Genomic DNA, 17,837 nt, shown 5'->3' on the forward strand with positions numbered 1-17,837 from the left:
TTTCCGCCATGCTGGAACCCGTCCTTCCCGACCCGGAGGGGCGGGTTCCGTGCTCCAGCGCACACCCCCAGGATGCTCTCCGACACCGCTTCCATGGCCACTTTACGTCCTTTTGCACGAATCATGCTCCATGGCTGGATTCCCCCTTTTTGCTGCCGATGTAGCGCTTGAGTTCCGGGGATCGCTGATGCGGTCGACCCGGTGGAATCCGGCTTCGCCAGATCAGTCGCCAATCGGCGATGGTCCCCGCGAGGTGATCGGGCCAATGCCTGCAGGCCGGTGGCCCCAGCGAGTGGAGGAGCGAATGGCAACGCAAACCTGGTGGAATCTGACCCTGGCATGCTGGGTCGGCATCTGCCCCGCGCTGGCGATGGCCAGTGGGGGAGTCGAGAAAACCGCGGACGAGCCGGCACGCCCTGCAGGGAACTCCGGTCAGTTGTACACCGAACACAGGGCGGCCAACCCGGGCCTGGACGCCCGTCCCGGCTTGCTGCGCCAGGGCGGAGAAACCTTCGAGGGCGCCGAGGTGATCGTCGAGCTGCCCTTCACGGACAGTGGCAGCACGGCAACGGCGCTCAACGACTACTCACCGGGCTGTGGGTTCAGTTCGGCTCCGGATGTGGTGTACAGTTTCGTGCCGGATGAAGACATGCTGATCGATGTGGATCTTTGCGGATCCTCGTTCGACACCATCCTCTCGGTCTTCGAGAATGACAGCAGCACCCTGGTGGGCTGCAATGATGACGGCTGCGGCGACCAGAGCCGGCTGGAGTATCTCGAGCTGAGCGCGGGCAATACCTATTTCATCCTGGTGGATGGTTTCAGCAATCGCAGCGGCGATTACACCCTCTCGGTGGCGCGCAACAGTCTGCCGACACCCTGTGAGACATTCGACGCCGGCCTGACCACCATTGACGGTCTGCCCTTCTCCTACAGCGGCGACAACGGCAGCGCATCCAACGTCTGGGGCAGTTCGGGCAGCGAGATCGGTTTCCTGCTGACGCTTGAGCAGGTGACCCCGCTGCACATCAGCACCTGCCTGCCGGGGAATCTGCTGGATTCACGTGTCTACATTCTTTCCGGCCATCCCTGCGAGCAGGGCACCCAGGAGATTCTGCTGAACACCGGCAGTTCGTCCTGTGCCTACGGCAATTCGGTGGACTTCAACACGGTGCTCCAGGAAGGCAGCTACACCCTGCTGGTGGGCGGGGACTTCGAGGATGACGTGAACGCCCTCGAACTGCTGATCGAAGTCGACAGCAACTGGGTCAATCCCTGTGAAAGCTCCCAGCCGATCACCTGCGGAGACGTGCTCAGCGTGAACAACTCGGGCGCTCCCGATTTCTATGCGGGACTGGCCGGTGACCTGTTGTTCGACTTCAACCTTGACGCGCGCAGCCAGGTACTGCTGAGCACCTGTGCGGCCGAGACGGCCATCGACACCAAGCTCTACCTCTTTGACCGCTGTCCCACGGACCCCACAGTGGATTACCTGGACACCAACGACGACGCCGACTGCGCATTCAGCACCCTGAGCTCCACCATCGATGCGCGGCTGGAAGCGGGCCACTACTGGGTGCTGGCCACCGGGTATGCGGCCAACGAAGGAGCCATCGGTCTGAGCATGAGCTGCACGGCCAATCTCTGCCCGGATCTGGCCGAACCATTCAGCCTGGTGGAGAACACGCGTCCGGGCTCGTGGGAATGGACCCTGCCCGGCGCCACCATCGCCGCGCACTTCAGTGATCCGGAAGGGGACCCGCTGAGTGCCGAGGATGTGCTGGTACAGATCCCGGAGAACTACCAGGGCGGTCTGCAGTTCGACGTGACCGTGACGGACGGCGAGTGTGAGGTCTCCGAGACCATCGCGCTGGTCCTTGAACCCTTGCTGGCGCCTTTTGCGCTGGAGGGGACCATGGATCCGCATACAGGAGTCGCCAACCTGTCATGGGCCTGGTACGAGGACATGATCTCCCTGTCCTACGATCCCGGAGTGGCCTGGGACGCGATCGCGCAGCCGGGCCTGACCCAGGCGGTGCGCATGAGTCCCGAGGGCCCCTGTCAGCTGATCGGCCTGGCCTACTTCCTCTTCAACGATCAGGAAGATCCCGAGTTCGTGGCCCAGGCCTTTTCCTGGGAGGGGAGTGCACCCGCGGCCGAACCCTTCTTCACCCGCAGCGTGCTGGCCCAAACCCAGCATTGGAGCTTTGTGCCCGTGCACAGCGAGGAACTGTATCTCGAAGAGGATTTCGTGGTCGGTTTCGGTTCGGTCAACGCAAGCGTGCTGCTGGGACGCGACCCTCAGCATGATGCGGGCCGCAGCTGGAGCCAGGACAGCACGGGCACCTGGACGGCCGTGCCCGCGAATTGCCTCGTGAGGGCCGTGGTGCGATATCTCGATCAGTCCGTGGCCCTGCTGGACCCGGCACCCGTGCGCCGGGATTCGCGGCTGGGAACCGCCACAGGCCCCGTGAGCGAACGACGGCTCGGGGGTGTGGAGGTGCCGTTTCAGCCACTGCCTGCCGCGCGCGAGTTCCTGCATTTCGAACTGGCCCGCAACGGTCAGTCGATCGGCAGCAGTGCCGAAGCCAGTTTCAGCGACACTCTGCATCAGGAAGGGGACTTCTCGTATACGGTGAGCGCCGTGTACGACGAGGGGCTTTCCCTGCCCAGCGAGCCGCTGCCCCTGCACTGGGTCATGCTCAACACACCCGTGAATCTGGCCGCCCAGCTGGACCCGGAAACGGGCCAGGTGCAACTGTCCTGGGAAATGAGCCACATCCCGCAGACCCTGGTCTATGACAACGACACGGCCGACGGTGCCTACACCTACGAAGGCTGGGCCATGGCCGTGCAGATGTCTCCCGAGGAGCCCTGCCGGATCATCGAGCTTCAGTACTGGACCACGGATACCGTGGGTGACAGTCCGTTCCAGGCCGAGGTCTACGCCTGCCCCGAAGGTGTGCCCGACACCACCCTGCTGGCTTCCCTGCCCGCAGTGGCGCTGGAGAATGGCTGGGTCAGCGTGGATTGCAGCGGGCTGGACCTGCACTCGTCCGGCGATTTCATGGCGGGCTTCGGATCACTGAACGCCGGGGCCCATCTGGCCTTTGATGGCTCATTGAATCACGGCCGCAGCTGGGACTACGACCACGAAGGAAACTGGACCCCCTGGAACGAAGCCTACATGATTCGCGCCGTGGTGGTATACGATTCGGGTCGCATGGCCCGACTGGAGCCCGTGCTCCCGACTCGCCCCGCGAGTGCCAGCCGGGAACACGGCGAACGCCTCCGTCTGCCGATGAGCGAGCGCCCCGCCAGCCCGGCTTCGCGCGAGTTTCTTTCCTGGACCGTCTACCGGAATGGCGAGGTCGTGGGCAGCTCCACGGAGCCGGACTTCACGGATACCCTGCCCGGTGGGGGCGAGTACGAGTACTGGATCACCTCGCTCTACGATGAAGGCGAGAGCCTGCCCAGCGCAGCCGTGAGCGTGCTCTGGGACGCCGTTTCCCTCGAGGCCGGTCTGCCGCTGAAGTTCTTCCTCGAAGCGCCGGTGCCCAATCCCTTCAACCCCGTGACCCAGGTGCGTTTCGGCCTTCCGCGGGCCAGCTCGGTGAAGGCGACGCTCTACAACATCACGGGTGCCCGGGTGGCCCTGCTGCTGGACCAGGCCCTGCCGGCGGGCGAACATCGCCTGAGCGTGGATGGCAGTGCACTCTCCTCGGGGATCTATCTGCTGGAACTGACTGCCGGCCCTGATCGCGGCATCCAGCGCCTGACCTTGCTGAAATGATCCGGTTCACGCCGGCATGAGACACAGCGCCCCCGATCGGCAACGGTCGGGGGCGCTGTGCTCTGCTGGGGGTATCGTGTCAGTTTCCGCGGGCCCTCAGGTTCATGGCCTGCACGCCCGTGGCGATCCAGATCGGAGCCTGCAGCAGCACGACCAGCAATCCCGCCAGCAGCTGCCAGAGCTGTTGCCAGAGCGCCAATCCGGCACTCAATTCCAGCGGATCGGGGGCAAGCCCGGTCTGGCCGATTCCGGCCAGAGTCTTGCTGAACAGGCTGAGATACACCGGCAGATTCACGGCGATGCTCAGCACGGCAAACATGAAGACGAAGGACAGCAGCAGGAACAGGGTCTGGAAGAATGCGCGGCGGATCCAGCGCAGGCTGCTGCCCACCGCCTCCCCGAAGGGCATGTCCCAGAGCAGCATGCATGCGGGTGCCAGGCTCAGACCCAGGAAGGCGACGCAGAATCCGGCCACGAACAGGATTCCACCGACGATCGTGCCCAGAACACCCGCCATGCCAATCAGAATGGCCGACATCAGCAGGACCATGAACACCATCATCCACAGCAGGTACAGGCCGAAGAGGGCCGGCACCATCCGGCGCAGCTGGGCAAAGCCCCAGTGCAACAGGCTGCTTGTCCGGATCGCTTCTCCGTCCTGATGGAATCTGAGCACGCCCAGGCTGATGGCCGACACCAGACCCATCTGCACCAGCGCGACCAGCAGGATCAGCAGCAGAAACATGAATACCGCGGGAGGAAAACTGGGCTGGCCCTGGGTCATCTGCTGCTGCCAGGCCAGCATGGTGGGCTGGAAACTGCGCTGGAACAGAAAGAGCAGAATCGTGAAGGGGGCGCAGCCCAGCAGCAGAGCGCCCGCGAGGGCCTTGCCACCCTGGCCGGTCACCGCGAGCACACGCTCGAAGGCTTCACCGAAATTCAGCGCTCGTTCGAATTCGTGATCTGAGTGCAAGGGCTCGGTCATGGGGGCTCCTGGCTTGAACAAGTCATTGGATCACAGGTCTGCGAGAATCCGGCGGACCAGGGCCGGCCCCTGGTAGATGAAAGCCGTGTACACCTGCAGCAGGTCCGCGCCGGCGTCGAGTCGTGCGCGCGCACCGGCCGCATCGTGCAGTCCGCCCGCCGCGATCAGGCAGATCCGGCCCTCCAGCTGGCGGGAGAACTGGTGCAGCACATCGAGCGAGCGGGCTTCCAGTGGACGGCCGGAGAGTCCACCTTCTTCGGCGGCATGGGCGTGCCCCGCGACTTCCGTGCGGGAGCGTGTGGTGTTGGTGGCGATCAGGCCATCCAGTTCCAGCTGGAGCAGAAGCTCCGAGATCTCCTGGATCTCGGCGGCTTCCAGATCGGGCGCGACCTTCAGCACCAGCGGCACGTACCGTGCATGGCGCGTGGCCAGCCGGGACTGGGCCTCCTTCAGCGGTTCCAGCAGAGCCCGCAGGGCCGAGGCTGCCTGCAGCTCGCGCAGCCCCGGGGTGTTGGGCGAACTGATGTTGACCGCGAGATAGTCCGCCAGCGGATAGAGGCAGTCCATTCCGGCGAGATAGTCGCTGGCCGCATCCTCGTTGGAGGTGCTCTTGTTGCGCCCCAGATTCACACCCAGCACACCGGGCAGAGGGTGACGCCGCAACTTTTCCAGCCTGTTTGCCAGCGCGTGCATGCCCGCGTTGTTGAAACCCATCCGGTTGATCAGCGCCTGATGCGGCTTGAGCCTGAACAGGCGCGGCGCCGGATTGCCCGGCTGGGGGCGTGGGGTCACGGTGCCCACTTCCACCGAGCCGAATCCCAGGGCGAAGAGCGCGCGCACGGCGATGCCGTCCTTGTCCAGCCCGGCGGCCACCCCCAGCGGATTGGGAAAGTCCAGCCCCATCCGGGTCAACGGACGCGGAGCCGGTGGACCTGCAAGCAGACCCGCCAGCCCGCAGGCTTCGCTCAGGCGCAGCGAATGCAGACCCAGGCCGTGGGCCATTTCCGGCGGCAATTGAAACAGCAGGGATCTCAGCAGGGGATAGGGGTCCCGCATGGGGCGCTCCTTCGGGACTTGGCCAACAGCGCGCAGTGTAACAAACTGTCCGCCGCACCGAAACCGCGGGCCGTTCTCTGGGTCCATGGGCTTCCGTTCACCAACCCGACACCCATTGCTCACTTTCTGGAAGGATCCTCCATGGCACGCCGCCACTCGTTCATCACCGGTTCCACGTTCCGCTGGCTGCTGCTGGCGCTCTGTCTGCTGGGCGTCGGCCCGGCCCAGGCCCGCTCCCCGAAGGCGGGCGACACCCCCGTGGTGGACCTGAGCCACCGTCCCGGAGTCAATCAGCAACTCCGCGCAGTCACCCTGCCCAACGGCATGGAGGTGCTGCTGGTCTCCGACCCCGGAGCGCGCACCTCGACCGCCGCGCTGGACGTGGCGGTGGGCAGCATGGAAGACCCGGGCTACGGAGCCGGGGTGGCCCACTATCTCGAGCACATGCTGTTTCTGGGCACGCGCAAGTATCCCGAGGTGGGCGAGTACGGCGAATACCTCAGCGCCAACCAGGGCTGGTCCAACGCCTACACCGACGGCAGCCACACCAACTACCACTTCGAGGTGATCCACGAGGCCTACGAGGGCGCCCTGGACCGCTTCTCGCAGTTCTTCATCGCCCCGGTCTTCGACCCCCAGTTCATGGAGCGCGAGAAGAACGCGGTGGATTCCGAGCACTCCAAGAATCTGCAGAACGACTACTGGCGCCGCCGCAATGTGGAGCGCATCACCCACAAGCCGGGTCACCCGCGCACCAGTTTCGCCACGGGCAGCATGGCCACCCTCAAGGATGTGAGCCGCGAGCAGGTGATGGATTTCTACCAGCGTTTCTATTCGGCCAACGTGATGCGGCTCTGTCTGCTGTCGTCCTCCAGCCTGGATGATCTGGAAGACCTGGCCCGCACCTATTTCAGCGGCGTGCCCAACACCAATCGCGGGCCGCTGGAGTACAGCCAGGACCTGTATGCCGAGGGCAGTCTGCCCGAAATGCTGGAAGTCGAAGCGGTCAGCGATGTGCGCGAGCTGCGCCTGCTCTTCTCGCTGCCGCCCCAGAACGACGACTGGGCCGCCAAGAACCTGCGCATGATCGGCAGCGTGATTGGCTATGAAGGCAAGGGCTCGCTGCTCTCCGAGCTGAAGCGCCGGGGTCTGGCCACGGGACTGTCGATCAGCAATGAAGAAGAGACCTGGGCGACCTACTTCCATGTGGTGATCGATCTGACCGAAGAAGGACGCGCGCGCACCGACGAGGTGCTGAGTGCCTTCTATGCCTGCCGCGCGATGCTGCTGAAAGAAGGCCTGCCGCGCTGGTACTGGGCCGAACAGAAAGCCATGGGCGAGCTGGAGTACGTGTTCCGCGAGCACATGGAAGGCGCCCAGCTGGCCTCCTGGTACGCCGCGGCCATGCAGGAGAATCCGGGCACCGAGATCGAACGCCGGGCCTGGTTGGTCAGCACCTACGATCCCCAGGGCTTCCGGGAGCTGCTCGAGCGGATGGCGCCCGCCAATCTGCGCGTGGTGCTGCTGGCCCCCGAGCTGGATCCGGGCACGGTACTCGTCGACCCCGATTACGACACAAAGTACACGCGCCGCACGCTGGACCCGACTCTGGTGCAGAGGCTGGAGAAGACCAAGGCGCGCCGCGAGATCCATTTCCCCGCGCCCAATCCCTTCCTGCCCGATCGCCTCGAACTTCAGGCTCAGGCCTCCGACCAGCCGGGCTCGCTGATTCCGGCCAGCGAGGGCGAGTTCTGGTTCGAATGCAACACCCGTTTCGGACTGCCCAAGGCCAATCTCTCGCTGCTGCTGCTGAGCCCCGAGATCAACCGCACACCGCGCAGCCGCCTCTTGGCCAAGCTCTATGTGCGCGCCCTGAACGAGAGCCTCAACGAATGGCGCTACGATGTGCGCGAGGCTGGATTGTATCTCACGATTTCCGATGAAGCCCGCGGGATTCGTCTGGGCATCGAAGGCTTCTCCCAGCGCATTCCCGATCTGCTGGAAGGCTTGCCCCAGCGTCTCACGACCCTGGATCTGGATCAGGCCCGCTTCGAGGTGCTGCGGACGGAGCTGGGGCGCGAACTGGACAACACCGCGCTGGATCAGGGATACAGCCAGTGTTTCTACGAACTGGGCATCCTGCTCAGCCCGGGGGCGCATCATCGCCAGAGCTACCGCGCGCTCATCGATGGCGTCAGTCTGGACGAGGTCAGGACCTTCGCCAGCACGCTGTACACGCGTGTCGCCCTTGAAGGGGCGGCGACCGGCAATCTGGAAGAAGCCTCACTGAAGGAGGCCCTGCTGGCCCTGCGCCCGGGTCTCAAGGCCGGGGAGCTGCCCCTGGCGGACCGCCCGCAGGATCTGGAAGTGGCTCTGGCCAGCGATCAGGCACGAAGCTGGGTCTTCCAGACTCGCTGCAACAATGCCTGCTGGGTTGAACGCACCCAGCTGGGCGCGCGCAGCCCCGAACTGGAGGCCGTGTTGCGCGTCGGTTCCACCTGGCTGGAGTCGGGCTTCTATGAAGAGCTGCGGACCAACCAGCAACTGGGGTACATCGTGTTTTCGGGAGCCACGCTGCAGAATCCCCTGCCGGGAGTGCAGTTCGTGATCCAGTCTTCGGTGCAACCGGCGACGGAACTGCGCTCGCGGGCACGGATCTGGCTGGCCGAACAACGCGAGCCGCTGGCGGCTCTGGACGCGGGCAGTTTCGCCGCCTTGAAGGCCGCCATCGTCGAGCAGCTGGACCAGCCCGACAAGGATCTGTCCGAGCGTCTGGGCAAACTGCTGGATCAGGGCGTCCGGCTCGATGGCCGGTTCGCCTGGAAGCAGGATGTCATCCAGGCCCTGAATTCCCTCAGTCTGGAGCAGTTCCAGCGTGAATTCGCGCGGGTCCTCGATCCCGATGGCGGTGCCCGGCTCGGGATCTACCTCGATGCGGAAGGCACTCCGGCCAGCGAGCCCGTGGAGGCCCCGGTGGGAGACCCTGAGAGCTTCAGAAACGGTCTGTCCGCCAGCGGAGCCTGATCCATTCATTCCATTCGGATCGACACAGCACCGCGCGTCCGGTTTTCCGGGGGCGCGGTGTTCTTCTTCAGGCGATCGGCACTTTTTTTGTTCGGATTGCCCAATTCGGGAAACCTGCGGCGTGCAAGCGGTGTAAACAGCCCCCGGACCGAGCGCACGTGCTGAGGGCCCACAGCATCGACGCCGGGAAGACACACAGGTGACGGACCCTGATCCGTACTGGACATGCAACTGTGAGGAATGGAACACCATGAACGCTCGCCCTGCCACCCTCGTCCGGCTGGCCGCGCTGCCCGCCATGCTCCTGATGATGCTTGCGTCCCACGCCTGGGCTGAAGACGTGGATCTGGATGCGCTCAACAAGTCCGGCAAGATTTTCGCGCGCATCGCCAAGCAGGCCGCTCCCGCGGTCGTCTACATCGAAGCCGAGCAGAAGACCCGCGGCAACATCAACGGCATGCATCCCTTCTACAACGACCCCTTCTTCCGCGAGTTCTTTCCCCAGCGCGAGCCCGAGACTCCGCGCGGGGGTGACGAAACCTACCGTCCCGCGGGCCAGGGGTCCGGTTTCGTCTACAAGTCCGACGGCTACATCCTGACCAACAATCACGTGGTGGAGAAGGCCGATCGCCTGAAGGTGACCTTCACCGACGGGCGTGAGCTGGAAGCCACCGTGGTGGGCACCGATCCCGAAACCGACGTGGCGCTGATCAAGGTGGATGCCAAGGGCCTGACCACCCTGCCGCTGGGCCAGAGCAGTGCGCTGGACATCGGCGACTGGGTGCTGGCGATCGGCAACCCCTTCGGCCTCAGCAGCACGGTCACCGCGGGCATCGTCAGCGCCATGGGCCGCTCACGCGTGGGGCTGGTGGACTATGAGGACTTCATCCAGACCGACGCGGCCATCAATCCGGGCAACTCGGGCGGCCCCCTGCTGAACCTCAAGGGTGAAGTGGTGGGCATCAACAGCGCCATCTTCAGCCGCAGCGGGGGCAGCGTGGGCATTGGCTTCGCGATTCCCGTGGACATGGTGCGCACGGTCGAGGAGCAGCTGCTGGCCGACGGACGTGTCACGCGCGGCTTCCTGGGTGTCAGCATCCAGGATGTGAGCCAGGACCTGATGCACGCGTTTGAACTGCCCGACAACAAGGGCGTGCTGATCGCCAGCGTGCAGGAAGGCTCGCCCGCCGACAAGGCCGGTCTCAAGAACGGTGACGTGGTCACCAGCATCGATGGCCACCCGGTGGAGAACGCCAGCCAGCTGCGCAATCGTGCCGCGATGACCGCCCCGGGCACCACGGTCAACATGCAGCTGCGCCGTGACGGCCAGAACCTGCGCGTACCCGTGACCGTGGGCTACCGCGACGGCGAAGGTCCCGACGGCCCGCTGGCCACGGCCAGCAAGGGTCTGGGCCTGACCGTGGCCGAGCTGGATTCGCGCAGCCAGTCCCGCCTGGGACGCGGACGCACGGGCGTGATGGTCGAGAGCGTGGACCAGGGCGGAGCCGCCGACCGCGCCGGACTGGAGCCCGGAGACATCATTCTGGAAGTAGGACGTCGCACGGTGGAATCCGTGGACGACTTCAACAAGATCGTGCGTGGCCTCAAGGGGGATGGCCGCGTGCTGCTGCTGGTGACCAATGGGCGCAATACCCGGTATCTGGCCCTGGAAGTCGGCGAGTAGGCTTCATGCCTCCGGAGCTCTGCCGGCCGTCTTCCCACATCCGAAAGGCGGGACACCCAACTGGTGTCCCGCCTTTTCCATGGGTGGATGTCCGGGAAACCCAGCGTGCGAATCGGCGCGTGAGTCGAGGAACCGGATGCTGTGACTCTGCCCGATTCCAACCTCGTGTCGGAACGGGCGCCTGTTCTGGCGAGGCTGTTGCAAAGAAAAGGGGAGCACACGGTGCTCCCCTTTGAGTTGGTCTGATGGCGGCGACTACTGGGCTTCGTTCTCCTGCGAGTCCCACTCGAAGTGGAAGTGCATGTCGTTGGGGGCGTCCAGATCGGTCTCGGAGTCGGTGGGGCCGTGGATGCCTTCCAGCACCGTGCTCAGGTTGCTCAACTGGCTCAACCCCTGGAGGTGTGGGCCGCCGAAGGGCAGGTCCGCGTCGCCGAACCACCCGCGTGAATCGGCCTGGTTGCCCAGGGTGGCCTTCAGGGTGATCAGCTTGCCCGCGCGATACAGTGTGAGACTGACTTCGGTACCCGGTTCCAGTCGGCGGCAGAGCTTGCCCAGGCGCGAGATGCTGTAGACGGGGCTGCCGTCCAGTTCGCAGAGCACATCCCCGGGCTTGACGCCACCCTTCAGTGCGCCGCTCTCCTTGACCACTTCATTGATCAGCACGCCGTAGCCCGGCTCGACCTTGAGGCTGGCCAGCACCTCGTCGCTGACTTCCATGGCCACCACACCCAGAAATCCTCTGTCTTCGGCGGATTCGCGCATCGCCTTGGACCACAGCGGTGAGACATCATTCTCTTCCACGGGGCCGCTGAGTTCCAGCGAGAGCGTGACTTCCTTGCCGTCGCGCCAGACTCCCATGCTGACCTTGTCGCCCGGATCCTGCTTGCGCAGGAAGTAGTGCAGGTCGTCGCCGTCCATCAGGCGGTGATCGTTGAAGCGCACCAGCACATCGCCCGCCAGCATGCCGCCCTCCTTGGCCGGGGAGTCGGGCAGCACGCGCGTGACCAGCACGCCGGTGCCTTCCAGTCCGCGGTCGTCCAGCGATACGGGTTGCTCGCCGGGATAGATGCCCATGTACCCGCGCCCCAGGGCGAGAGTGGCCAGCGCCAGGCTCAGGAAGCCGGCCAGTGCGATGCGTCGTGGTTGGCTCACGGTTCGGTTCTCCTGTTTCGCGATTGAGTGTGGGGTGCACAAGATGCGCGGCCGGAGGCGCGCGACAGGACCCAGAGACAGGCAAGCGGCAGGCAGGGTTTCAAACCCGGGGAATTTTTTTGCATCCGGCTGAAACCCCACAATGAAACCGCCTGTCCAAGCCCGCGTTTTCCGTTCCACTCACCCTGCGCCAGACCCTCGTCAGAGGGCCGGGCCGCACTCCGTCCACAGCTTCGGGAGCGCAGATGAACACCGTGGATTCGATTGGAACGGTTGTCTGGAAGTCCGTCATGCTCATGGCCTCGAATCGCACGATCAAGGGGCAGCGTCGCCAGATCCTGCGCCGGGTCTTCTGGCTGCGCTGCCTGCTGACGGCCCTGCTGGGAGCCGTTCCGCTGCAGGCGGCACCGTCCAGCGATCACCGGGCCGAGGCACTGCGGGTGGACGTGGGACCGCGCCTCGACGGGCAACTGAATGATGCGGCCTGGCGGGACGCCCGCTGGATCGAGGGCCTGACCCAGAAGGACCCCGAGGAAGGACTGCCCGCGGGCGAACCCACGCGCGTGGCATTCGTGTACGACGCACACAGCCTGTACATCGCGGCCGAATTGTTCACCCCGATCTCGGGCCAGCTTTCCACGCGAATGAGTCCGCGCGACGACATGGGTCAGACCCAGAGCTTCTTCATCTCGCTGGATACCTACCACGACCGGCGCACGGCCTATACTTTCGGTGTGACGGCCGCGGGCGTGCAGGTGGACTTCTACCATCCGCGCGACGAAGAATTCTTCCAGATCCTGACCTGGGACCCGGTCTGGGAAGTGCGCACGAGCGTGGAACCGGATCGCTGGATCGTGGAAGCCCGGATTCCCTTCTCCCAACTGCGCTTCAACCCGGTGGACGAGCAGGTCTGGGGGCTGCAACTGGATCGCTGGAGCCCCGAGCGCGGCACCGAGGATTATTGGGTCTGGATTCCGCGGGAAGAAACCGGCTGGGCCTCGCGCTTCGGGGAACTGCACGGGATCCGTGGCCTGACACCTTCGCACCGGGTCGAACTGATGCCCTACGCGGCGGGCTCGGCCCTGTTCCCGCACAGCCGTGATCCGCTGGATCCTTTTCACGACTCCAGCGAACTGGACGGGCGAATCGGCGCCGACCTGAAGATGGGCCTGGGCAGCAATCTGACCCTGGATGCCACCATCAATCCGGACTTCGGCCAGGTGGAAGCGGATCCGGCCGAGCTGAATCTGACCGCCTTCGAGACCTTCTTCAACGAGCGCCGGCCCTTCTTTCTCGAGGGCGACCGCCTGCTGCGCGGCAACGGCCCCACCTACTATTATTCGCGCCGGATCGGAGCCTCGCCGCGCGGGTTGATCAGCGATCCCGGTGTGACGCACGAGGACCGTCCCCACAATTCCAGCATCCTGGGTGCGGCCAAGCTCAGCGGGCGTCTGCCTTCGGGGCTGTCCATCGCTGTGCTCGGCGCCCTCTCGGACCGTGAGACATCGCGCACCTTCCGCGCCGCTGACGGTGTCCGCGGCGAACAGGTGGTGGAACCGCTCTCGGCCTATCAGGTGCTGCGCCTGCAGCAGGATCTGGAAGCCAGCGCATCGGCCTTCGGGCTCAGTCTGACACACACGGGCCGCTGGTTCGAGGGCGAAACCGCGCTTCAGGACCTGCTGCCCCGCGAGGCCTGGTCGGGCGGGGTGGACTGGGACTGGAACCTGCGCCAGGGCCTGTACTCGCTGGATGGCTACTGGGGCTTCAGCCAGGTCAGCGGCAGCGAGGACGCCCTCGCACGCATCCAGTTGCGTCCGGCCCACTACTTCCAGCGCCCGGATGCGGATCACATCCACTACGACCCCACGCGCACCAGCCTGAGTGGGTGGACCTCCAGGCTATCATTCGCGCGCGTCGGTGGCCGGCACTGGCGCTGGAATGCAGGTGCCGCCGCCGAATCCCCGGGTTTTGAACTGAACGATCTGGGCAGCCTCAATTCGGCGGACGACATCGACGGCTGGACCGAACTCAGCTGGGTCCAGAACGAGAGCGCCGGCATCTTCCGCCGCTGGAACCTGAATGGCTCACAGTATCTGGGCTGGAATTTTGGCGGCGAGCCGCAGTATCACCAGCTCGAAGGCAGTTTCTGGGGCGAGTTTCCCAGCTACTGGAACATGAGCGTGGGGCTGGGGCGCGACCTGCCCACCCAGAGCGATTCCCGCACGCGCGGGGGCGAATCCATGGGCCTTGGGGGACGGCACCGCTACTGGGCCGAAGTCCACAGCGACGAGCTGCGCAAGCCCAATTCGGTGGCCGCCGGAGCCAACGGCGGCTGGGGCGCCGACCAGTACTGGACCCAGGAAGGGTGGGTCTTCGTGCGCATGCGCATGGGCTCGCGCTGGGAACTGCGCCTGAACCCCAGCGTGACACGCCTGCTGGAACCGGCCCAGTACGTCACGCGCACCACCGACAGCGCGGGCCGCAGCCGCACGGTCTTCGCCCGGCTGGATTCCCGCGAGCAGCGCCTGGCCTTCCGCGTACGTCATACGGTCAGCCCCCGGCTGCGCGTCGAAGCCTACCTGGAACCCTACATCGCCAGCGCCAGCTTCACGGATTTTGGCGAACCTGTGGCCCGGGGCAGCCAGAACCTGCGCCGCTTCCAGGCGGAAGGTCTGCTGGAGCCGGGCGAGGACTTCGCGTACACGGTGAGCGATCCAGAGGGTGACTTCTCCTTCAGCCGCCCCGACGTGCGCTACGCCAGCTGGCGCAGCAACCTGGTCCTGCGCTGGGACTGGCGTCTGGGCTCCAGCTTCTACCTGGTGTGGCAACAGAACCGCGAGACCTTCGCTTCCCGGCGCAACCCCGAGGACGGTCTCAATCTGGGCAACCCTCTGGGAGTCGGCGGCGACAACCTGATCGCGATGAAGTTCAGCTACTGGATTCCCGTGGGGTGATTGCCCAAACCCACAACTTTCGCACAAGTTGCAACCATAGAGAAACGTCACCCCCGTGAAACGGGTCGCCCAGAATGGAGGCCCACTGCATGGCGCCCCGGCAGTTTCACCGGTCACCCCGGGCCACGAAACTGCCCCCATTGCATCACGTCTGCGGCATGCCTTCTTCCGCTGGTGCGAAGGTCCCCTGCGCGGGGGGCGCTCTCAACCTTTTCTTCGCGAAGAAAAGGTAGGCCAAAAGAAGGCTCAGCAGGCCTCGCGCCGCGCAAACTTGGCCCGCGCTGCGGTCCTTCGGGCCAAGCGCGGCGGCCCACGCTCATGCTCGACCGTTCCGTCTCGATGGTTCCGCCACCGGCGTCACCGCTGCGGAAGAAGATGGATCAGAGGCAAGCCCGACACGTGTCACCCCCGCGCAGGCGGGGGCCTCGGCGGTTATACTGTACACCGTGTTCCCAACAATCCCGAGCGATCACACCACACACCGTCGCCTGCCAAGCCCCGAACGGGGCATCGTGCATATGTAGCCCGTGGGGAATCCACGGGCGGGTGTGGATGAATCGGGTGAAGAAGGTGTGTGTTCCCGTTGCATGGCGCCCCGGTTTCGCTGCGCTGCATCGGACCCGGCTCAAGGCTACTTCGTATTACGGGACGTGTCAACCACACACCGTCCACTGCCAAGCCCCGAACTGGGCATCGTGCATATGTAGCCCGTGGGGAATCCACGGGCGGGTGTGGATGAATCGGGTGAAGAAAGTGTGTGTTCCATTGCATGGCGCCCCGGTTTCGCTGCGCTGCATCCGGGCTACGTTGTTTATGGGACGTGTCAACCAAATACCATCCGCCCAAGCCCCGAACGGGGCATCGTGCATATGTAGCCCGTGGGGAATCCACGGGCGGGTGTGGATGAGCCGGGAGGAAGAAGGTGTGCGGTGTAACTGCCGGGGCGCCATGCAATGGGCCCCCGCCTGCGCGGGGGTGACGGAGGTGGTTGGCCCAACTTTGCTCGCTGCGCGGCCGGGCTTTCATATCTTCGCGGGCCAAATCCGGAGAGTGAGTGAACGAGTCCCGCATCGAACGTCTGCGCCGCCTGCTGGATCCACTGGTGGCGCGCCATCAGGCCCAGCGCCCCGCCAGCGATCCTTTCGCTTTGAGCCGCGGCTTTGCCCATCCGCGGGACCGGGAACTCTGTGCACTGCTGTGCGCGCTCTACGACTTCGGGCCGGAGGCGGAGCGCCACGATGCGCTGAAACGGCTCTTCAACCGGCTGGGTGAAAAACCGGCGCGCGTCTTGTCGCGCAGCAATCGCACCATGCTGGCCGAACTGGCCGAGGGCATGGCCTTCGGTTTTCTCAAGGCGGAGGACAGCGCGCTGCTGCTGCATGCGCTGCGCGTGACGCTGCGCCAGCACGAGAGCCTGGAAGCCCTCTACCAGTATGCGCGCGGCGAGGGCGGCAAACGCAATTCGCTGGCCACCCTGGACCGCTTCATGATCCTGATCGGCCGGGTGCTGAATGCCGAGGAGCGTGCGCGCCCCGGGCTGGCCCATCTGCTGCCCCGGCCCGCCAAGGGCAGTCCGGTCAGGCGGCTGCATCTTTTCCTGCGGCACATGGTGCGCCCCGACGATGGCGTCGACACCGGACTGTGGAGCCAGCCGCCCGCCTCGCGCCTGCAATTGCCGCTGTCCAGCAGCCAGCACCGGTTGATGCTGGCACTCAAGATCAGCACGCGCCAGATCTGCAACCGCGGGGCGGTCAGCGAAGCGACCCGCAACCTGGCCCTGCTGGATCCCCAGGACCCCGTGCGCTACCACCTGGCCTTCGAGCAACTGGAAGCCGACGGAGTCGACGAGGCGGCGCTGCTGACCCTCTTCAGACGAGCCTGAGCGGCACGCCCGCGCGCATTGGAGATGCTTGGGAGCTTTGTTACTCTGGCGGGTCGCCGGTGGGTTGCCGGTTGCCAAGTCCGGACAGCCGTGATTTCCTGCAGTACCCACAGCGCCCCCCTTCCATACTAGAGGCTTCTCATGAGCATGCTCGATTCCGGGCCCGCCACCCCTGGATTGCCGGCCGATTCGCCCGAGGCGACTCCGCTCACCGTCGATTGGCAACCGGTCGTGGACTTCATTCGCGGCGGCCACTCCTTCGTTCTCACCACCCACATCCACTCGGATGGCGACGGACTGGGCAGTCAGTCGGCGCTGGCCCATGCGCTGCTGGCCCTGGGCAAGAGCGTGAAGATCATCAATCCGACCAAGGTCGATGATGTCTACACCTACCTGATGGACGGGCTCGACCATGCCTGCGCCGCCGACCTGGACGAGGCGCGTGCCCAGTTGCCCGCTGGAGTCGACCGTGCGGTGGTCCTGGATGTGTCCACGCGGGAACGCACGGGCGTTCTGGATCCACTGTTTCGCGAGCAGAATCTGCCCCAGCTGGTGATCGACCACCATGTCTCCAGCGAGTACACGGGTGCGCTGTGTTACATCTTCCCGCGCAGCGGCAGCACGGGCGAAGTGATCCACTCGCTGGTCCGCGCCCTCGCACTTCCCTTGAGCCAGCCGATCGCTCGGGCGCTTTACACGGCCATCTACACCGATACCGGCGGGTTCTCGAACACGGCCACCTCGGGCATCAACCTCGAGATCGCCGCCCGCTGTGTGGGTGCGGGCGCCGATCCGGTCTGGATTCACGACCGGATCCACCAGCAGCACCCCCTGGGCCGACTGCGTCTCATGGGCTGGATGCTGGAAGGGCTCAAGAGCCTGGCGGGCGGCACGATTCACAGCAGCATGATCACACTGGACATGTTCGCGAAGACCGGCACCGGCCGCGAGCACACCGAAGGCTTCGTCAGCAACGGGCTGAAAGTGGCCGGCTCCGAAATCTCGCTGCTCTTCACCGAGACCTCGGCCAGCAGCTGCAAGGTCAGCCTGCGCAGCAAGGGCCGCTACGATGTCAACGCCCTTGCGGCGGGTTTCGGCGGCGGCGGACACCGCAATGCGGCCGGACTGACTCTGGCTCTGCCCGTCGAAGAAGGCCGCGCCCTGATCGAAGAGGCCGCCGTGGCCCTGGTCAAGGACTCACACAGCGTATCCTGAACACGGCCCCACAGGGCCATCCTGGCTGATACCGGCGGTTTGACTCCGCCGCACCCGCGTGGGTGTTCGTCAGCAGCACGTCAGAAAGGAGG

Annotated in this window: 9 protein-coding genes; 6 read left to right on the forward strand and 3 right to left on the reverse strand. The window is 65.2% G+C overall.

What is annotated here, in order from left to right:
* Window positions 1–304 precede the first annotated feature (304 nt).
* Entirely contained in the window at window positions 305–3,793 is a 3,489-nt protein-coding gene (locus H6678_08955; GenBank protein MCB9473925.1) for a hypothetical protein, read from the forward strand.
* Between the two features lie 79 nt (window positions 3,794–3,872).
* Here H6678_08955 and H6678_08960 read toward each other — a convergent pair whose 3' ends face one another.
* On the reverse strand, window positions 3,873–4,778 hold the full coding sequence (locus tag H6678_08960) for a hypothetical protein (protein ID MCB9473926.1): 906 nt from the start codon (window positions 4,776–4,778) through the stop codon (window positions 3,873–3,875).
* 30 nt (window positions 4,779–4,808) lie between these two features.
* Window positions 4,809–5,834: a quinone-dependent dihydroorotate dehydrogenase gene (locus tag H6678_08965; protein MCB9473927.1), complete on the reverse strand. Its 1,026-nt coding sequence runs from the start codon at window positions 5,832–5,834 to the stop codon at window positions 4,809–4,811.
* Window positions 5,835–5,975: 141 nt separating this feature from the next.
* On the opposite strand from H6678_08965, the gene H6678_08970 reads away from it, so the two are divergent.
* Window positions 5,976–8,858, forward strand: a complete 2,883-nt coding sequence (locus H6678_08970; protein MCB9473928.1) for an insulinase family protein — start codon at window positions 5,976–5,978, stop codon at window positions 8,856–8,858.
* Window positions 8,859–9,108: 250 nt separating this feature from the next.
* Window positions 9,109–10,542, forward strand: a complete 1,434-nt coding sequence (locus tag H6678_08975) for a DegQ family serine endoprotease (GenBank protein ID MCB9473929.1) — start codon at window positions 9,109–9,111, stop codon at window positions 10,540–10,542.
* Between the two features lie 255 nt (window positions 10,543–10,797).
* Here H6678_08975 and H6678_08980 read toward each other — a convergent pair whose 3' ends face one another.
* Complete coding sequence (locus tag H6678_08980; GenBank protein MCB9473930.1) at window positions 10,798–11,694, reverse strand: PDZ domain-containing protein; 897 nt, start codon at window positions 11,692–11,694, stop codon at window positions 10,798–10,800.
* A gap of 290 nt (window positions 11,695–11,984) precedes the next feature.
* Here H6678_08980 and H6678_08985 point away from each other — a divergent pair, with 290 nt between their 5' ends.
* The 3 genes from H6678_08985 to H6678_08995 all read left to right on the forward strand — a co-directional run bounded on the left by H6678_08985 (window position 11,985) and on the right by H6678_08995 (window position 17,745).
* Complete coding sequence (locus H6678_08985; protein MCB9473931.1) at window positions 11,985–14,648, forward strand: carbohydrate binding family 9 domain-containing protein; 2,664 nt, start codon at window positions 11,985–11,987, stop codon at window positions 14,646–14,648.
* A 1,054-nt stretch (window positions 14,649–15,702) separates the two neighbouring features.
* Entirely contained in the window at window positions 15,703–16,530 is an 828-nt protein-coding gene (locus H6678_08990) for a DUF2400 family protein (protein MCB9473932.1), read from the forward strand.
* A gap of 141 nt (window positions 16,531–16,671) precedes the next feature.
* Entirely contained in the window at window positions 16,672–17,745 is a 1,074-nt protein-coding gene (locus H6678_08995) for a DHH family phosphoesterase (GenBank protein MCB9473933.1), read from the forward strand.
* Window positions 17,746–17,837 lie beyond the last annotated feature (92 nt).

It is taken from the genome of Candidatus Delongbacteria bacterium (genome assembly GCA_020634015.1).
Lineage (GTDB): Bacteria > CAIWAD01 > CAIWAD01 > CAIWAD01 > CAIWAD01 > JACKCN01.

Bases quoted from the DNA above. Each gene is read 5' to 3' on its own strand.
- H6678_08970 (MCB9473928.1), top strand. From the start codon at position 5,976: ATGGCACGCCGCCACTCGTTCATCACCGGTTCCACGTTCCGCTGGCTG.
- H6678_08965 (MCB9473927.1), bottom strand. From the start codon at position 5,834: ATGCGGGACCCCTATCCCCTGCTGAGATCCCTGCTGTTTCAATTGCCG.
- H6678_08995 (MCB9473933.1), top strand. From the start codon at position 16,672: ATGAGCATGCTCGATTCCGGGCCCGCCACCCCTGGATTGCCGGCCGAT.
- H6678_08955 (MCB9473925.1), top strand. From the start codon at position 305: ATGGCAACGCAAACCTGGTGGAATCTGACCCTGGCATGCTGGGTCGGC.
- H6678_08975 (MCB9473929.1), top strand. From the start codon at position 9,109: ATGAACGCTCGCCCTGCCACCCTCGTCCGGCTGGCCGCGCTGCCCGCC.
- H6678_08985 (MCB9473931.1), top strand. From the start codon at position 11,985: ATGCTCATGGCCTCGAATCGCACGATCAAGGGGCAGCGTCGCCAGATC.
- H6678_08960 (MCB9473926.1), bottom strand. From the start codon at position 4,778: ATGACCGAGCCCTTGCACTCAGATCACGAATTCGAACGAGCGCTGAAT.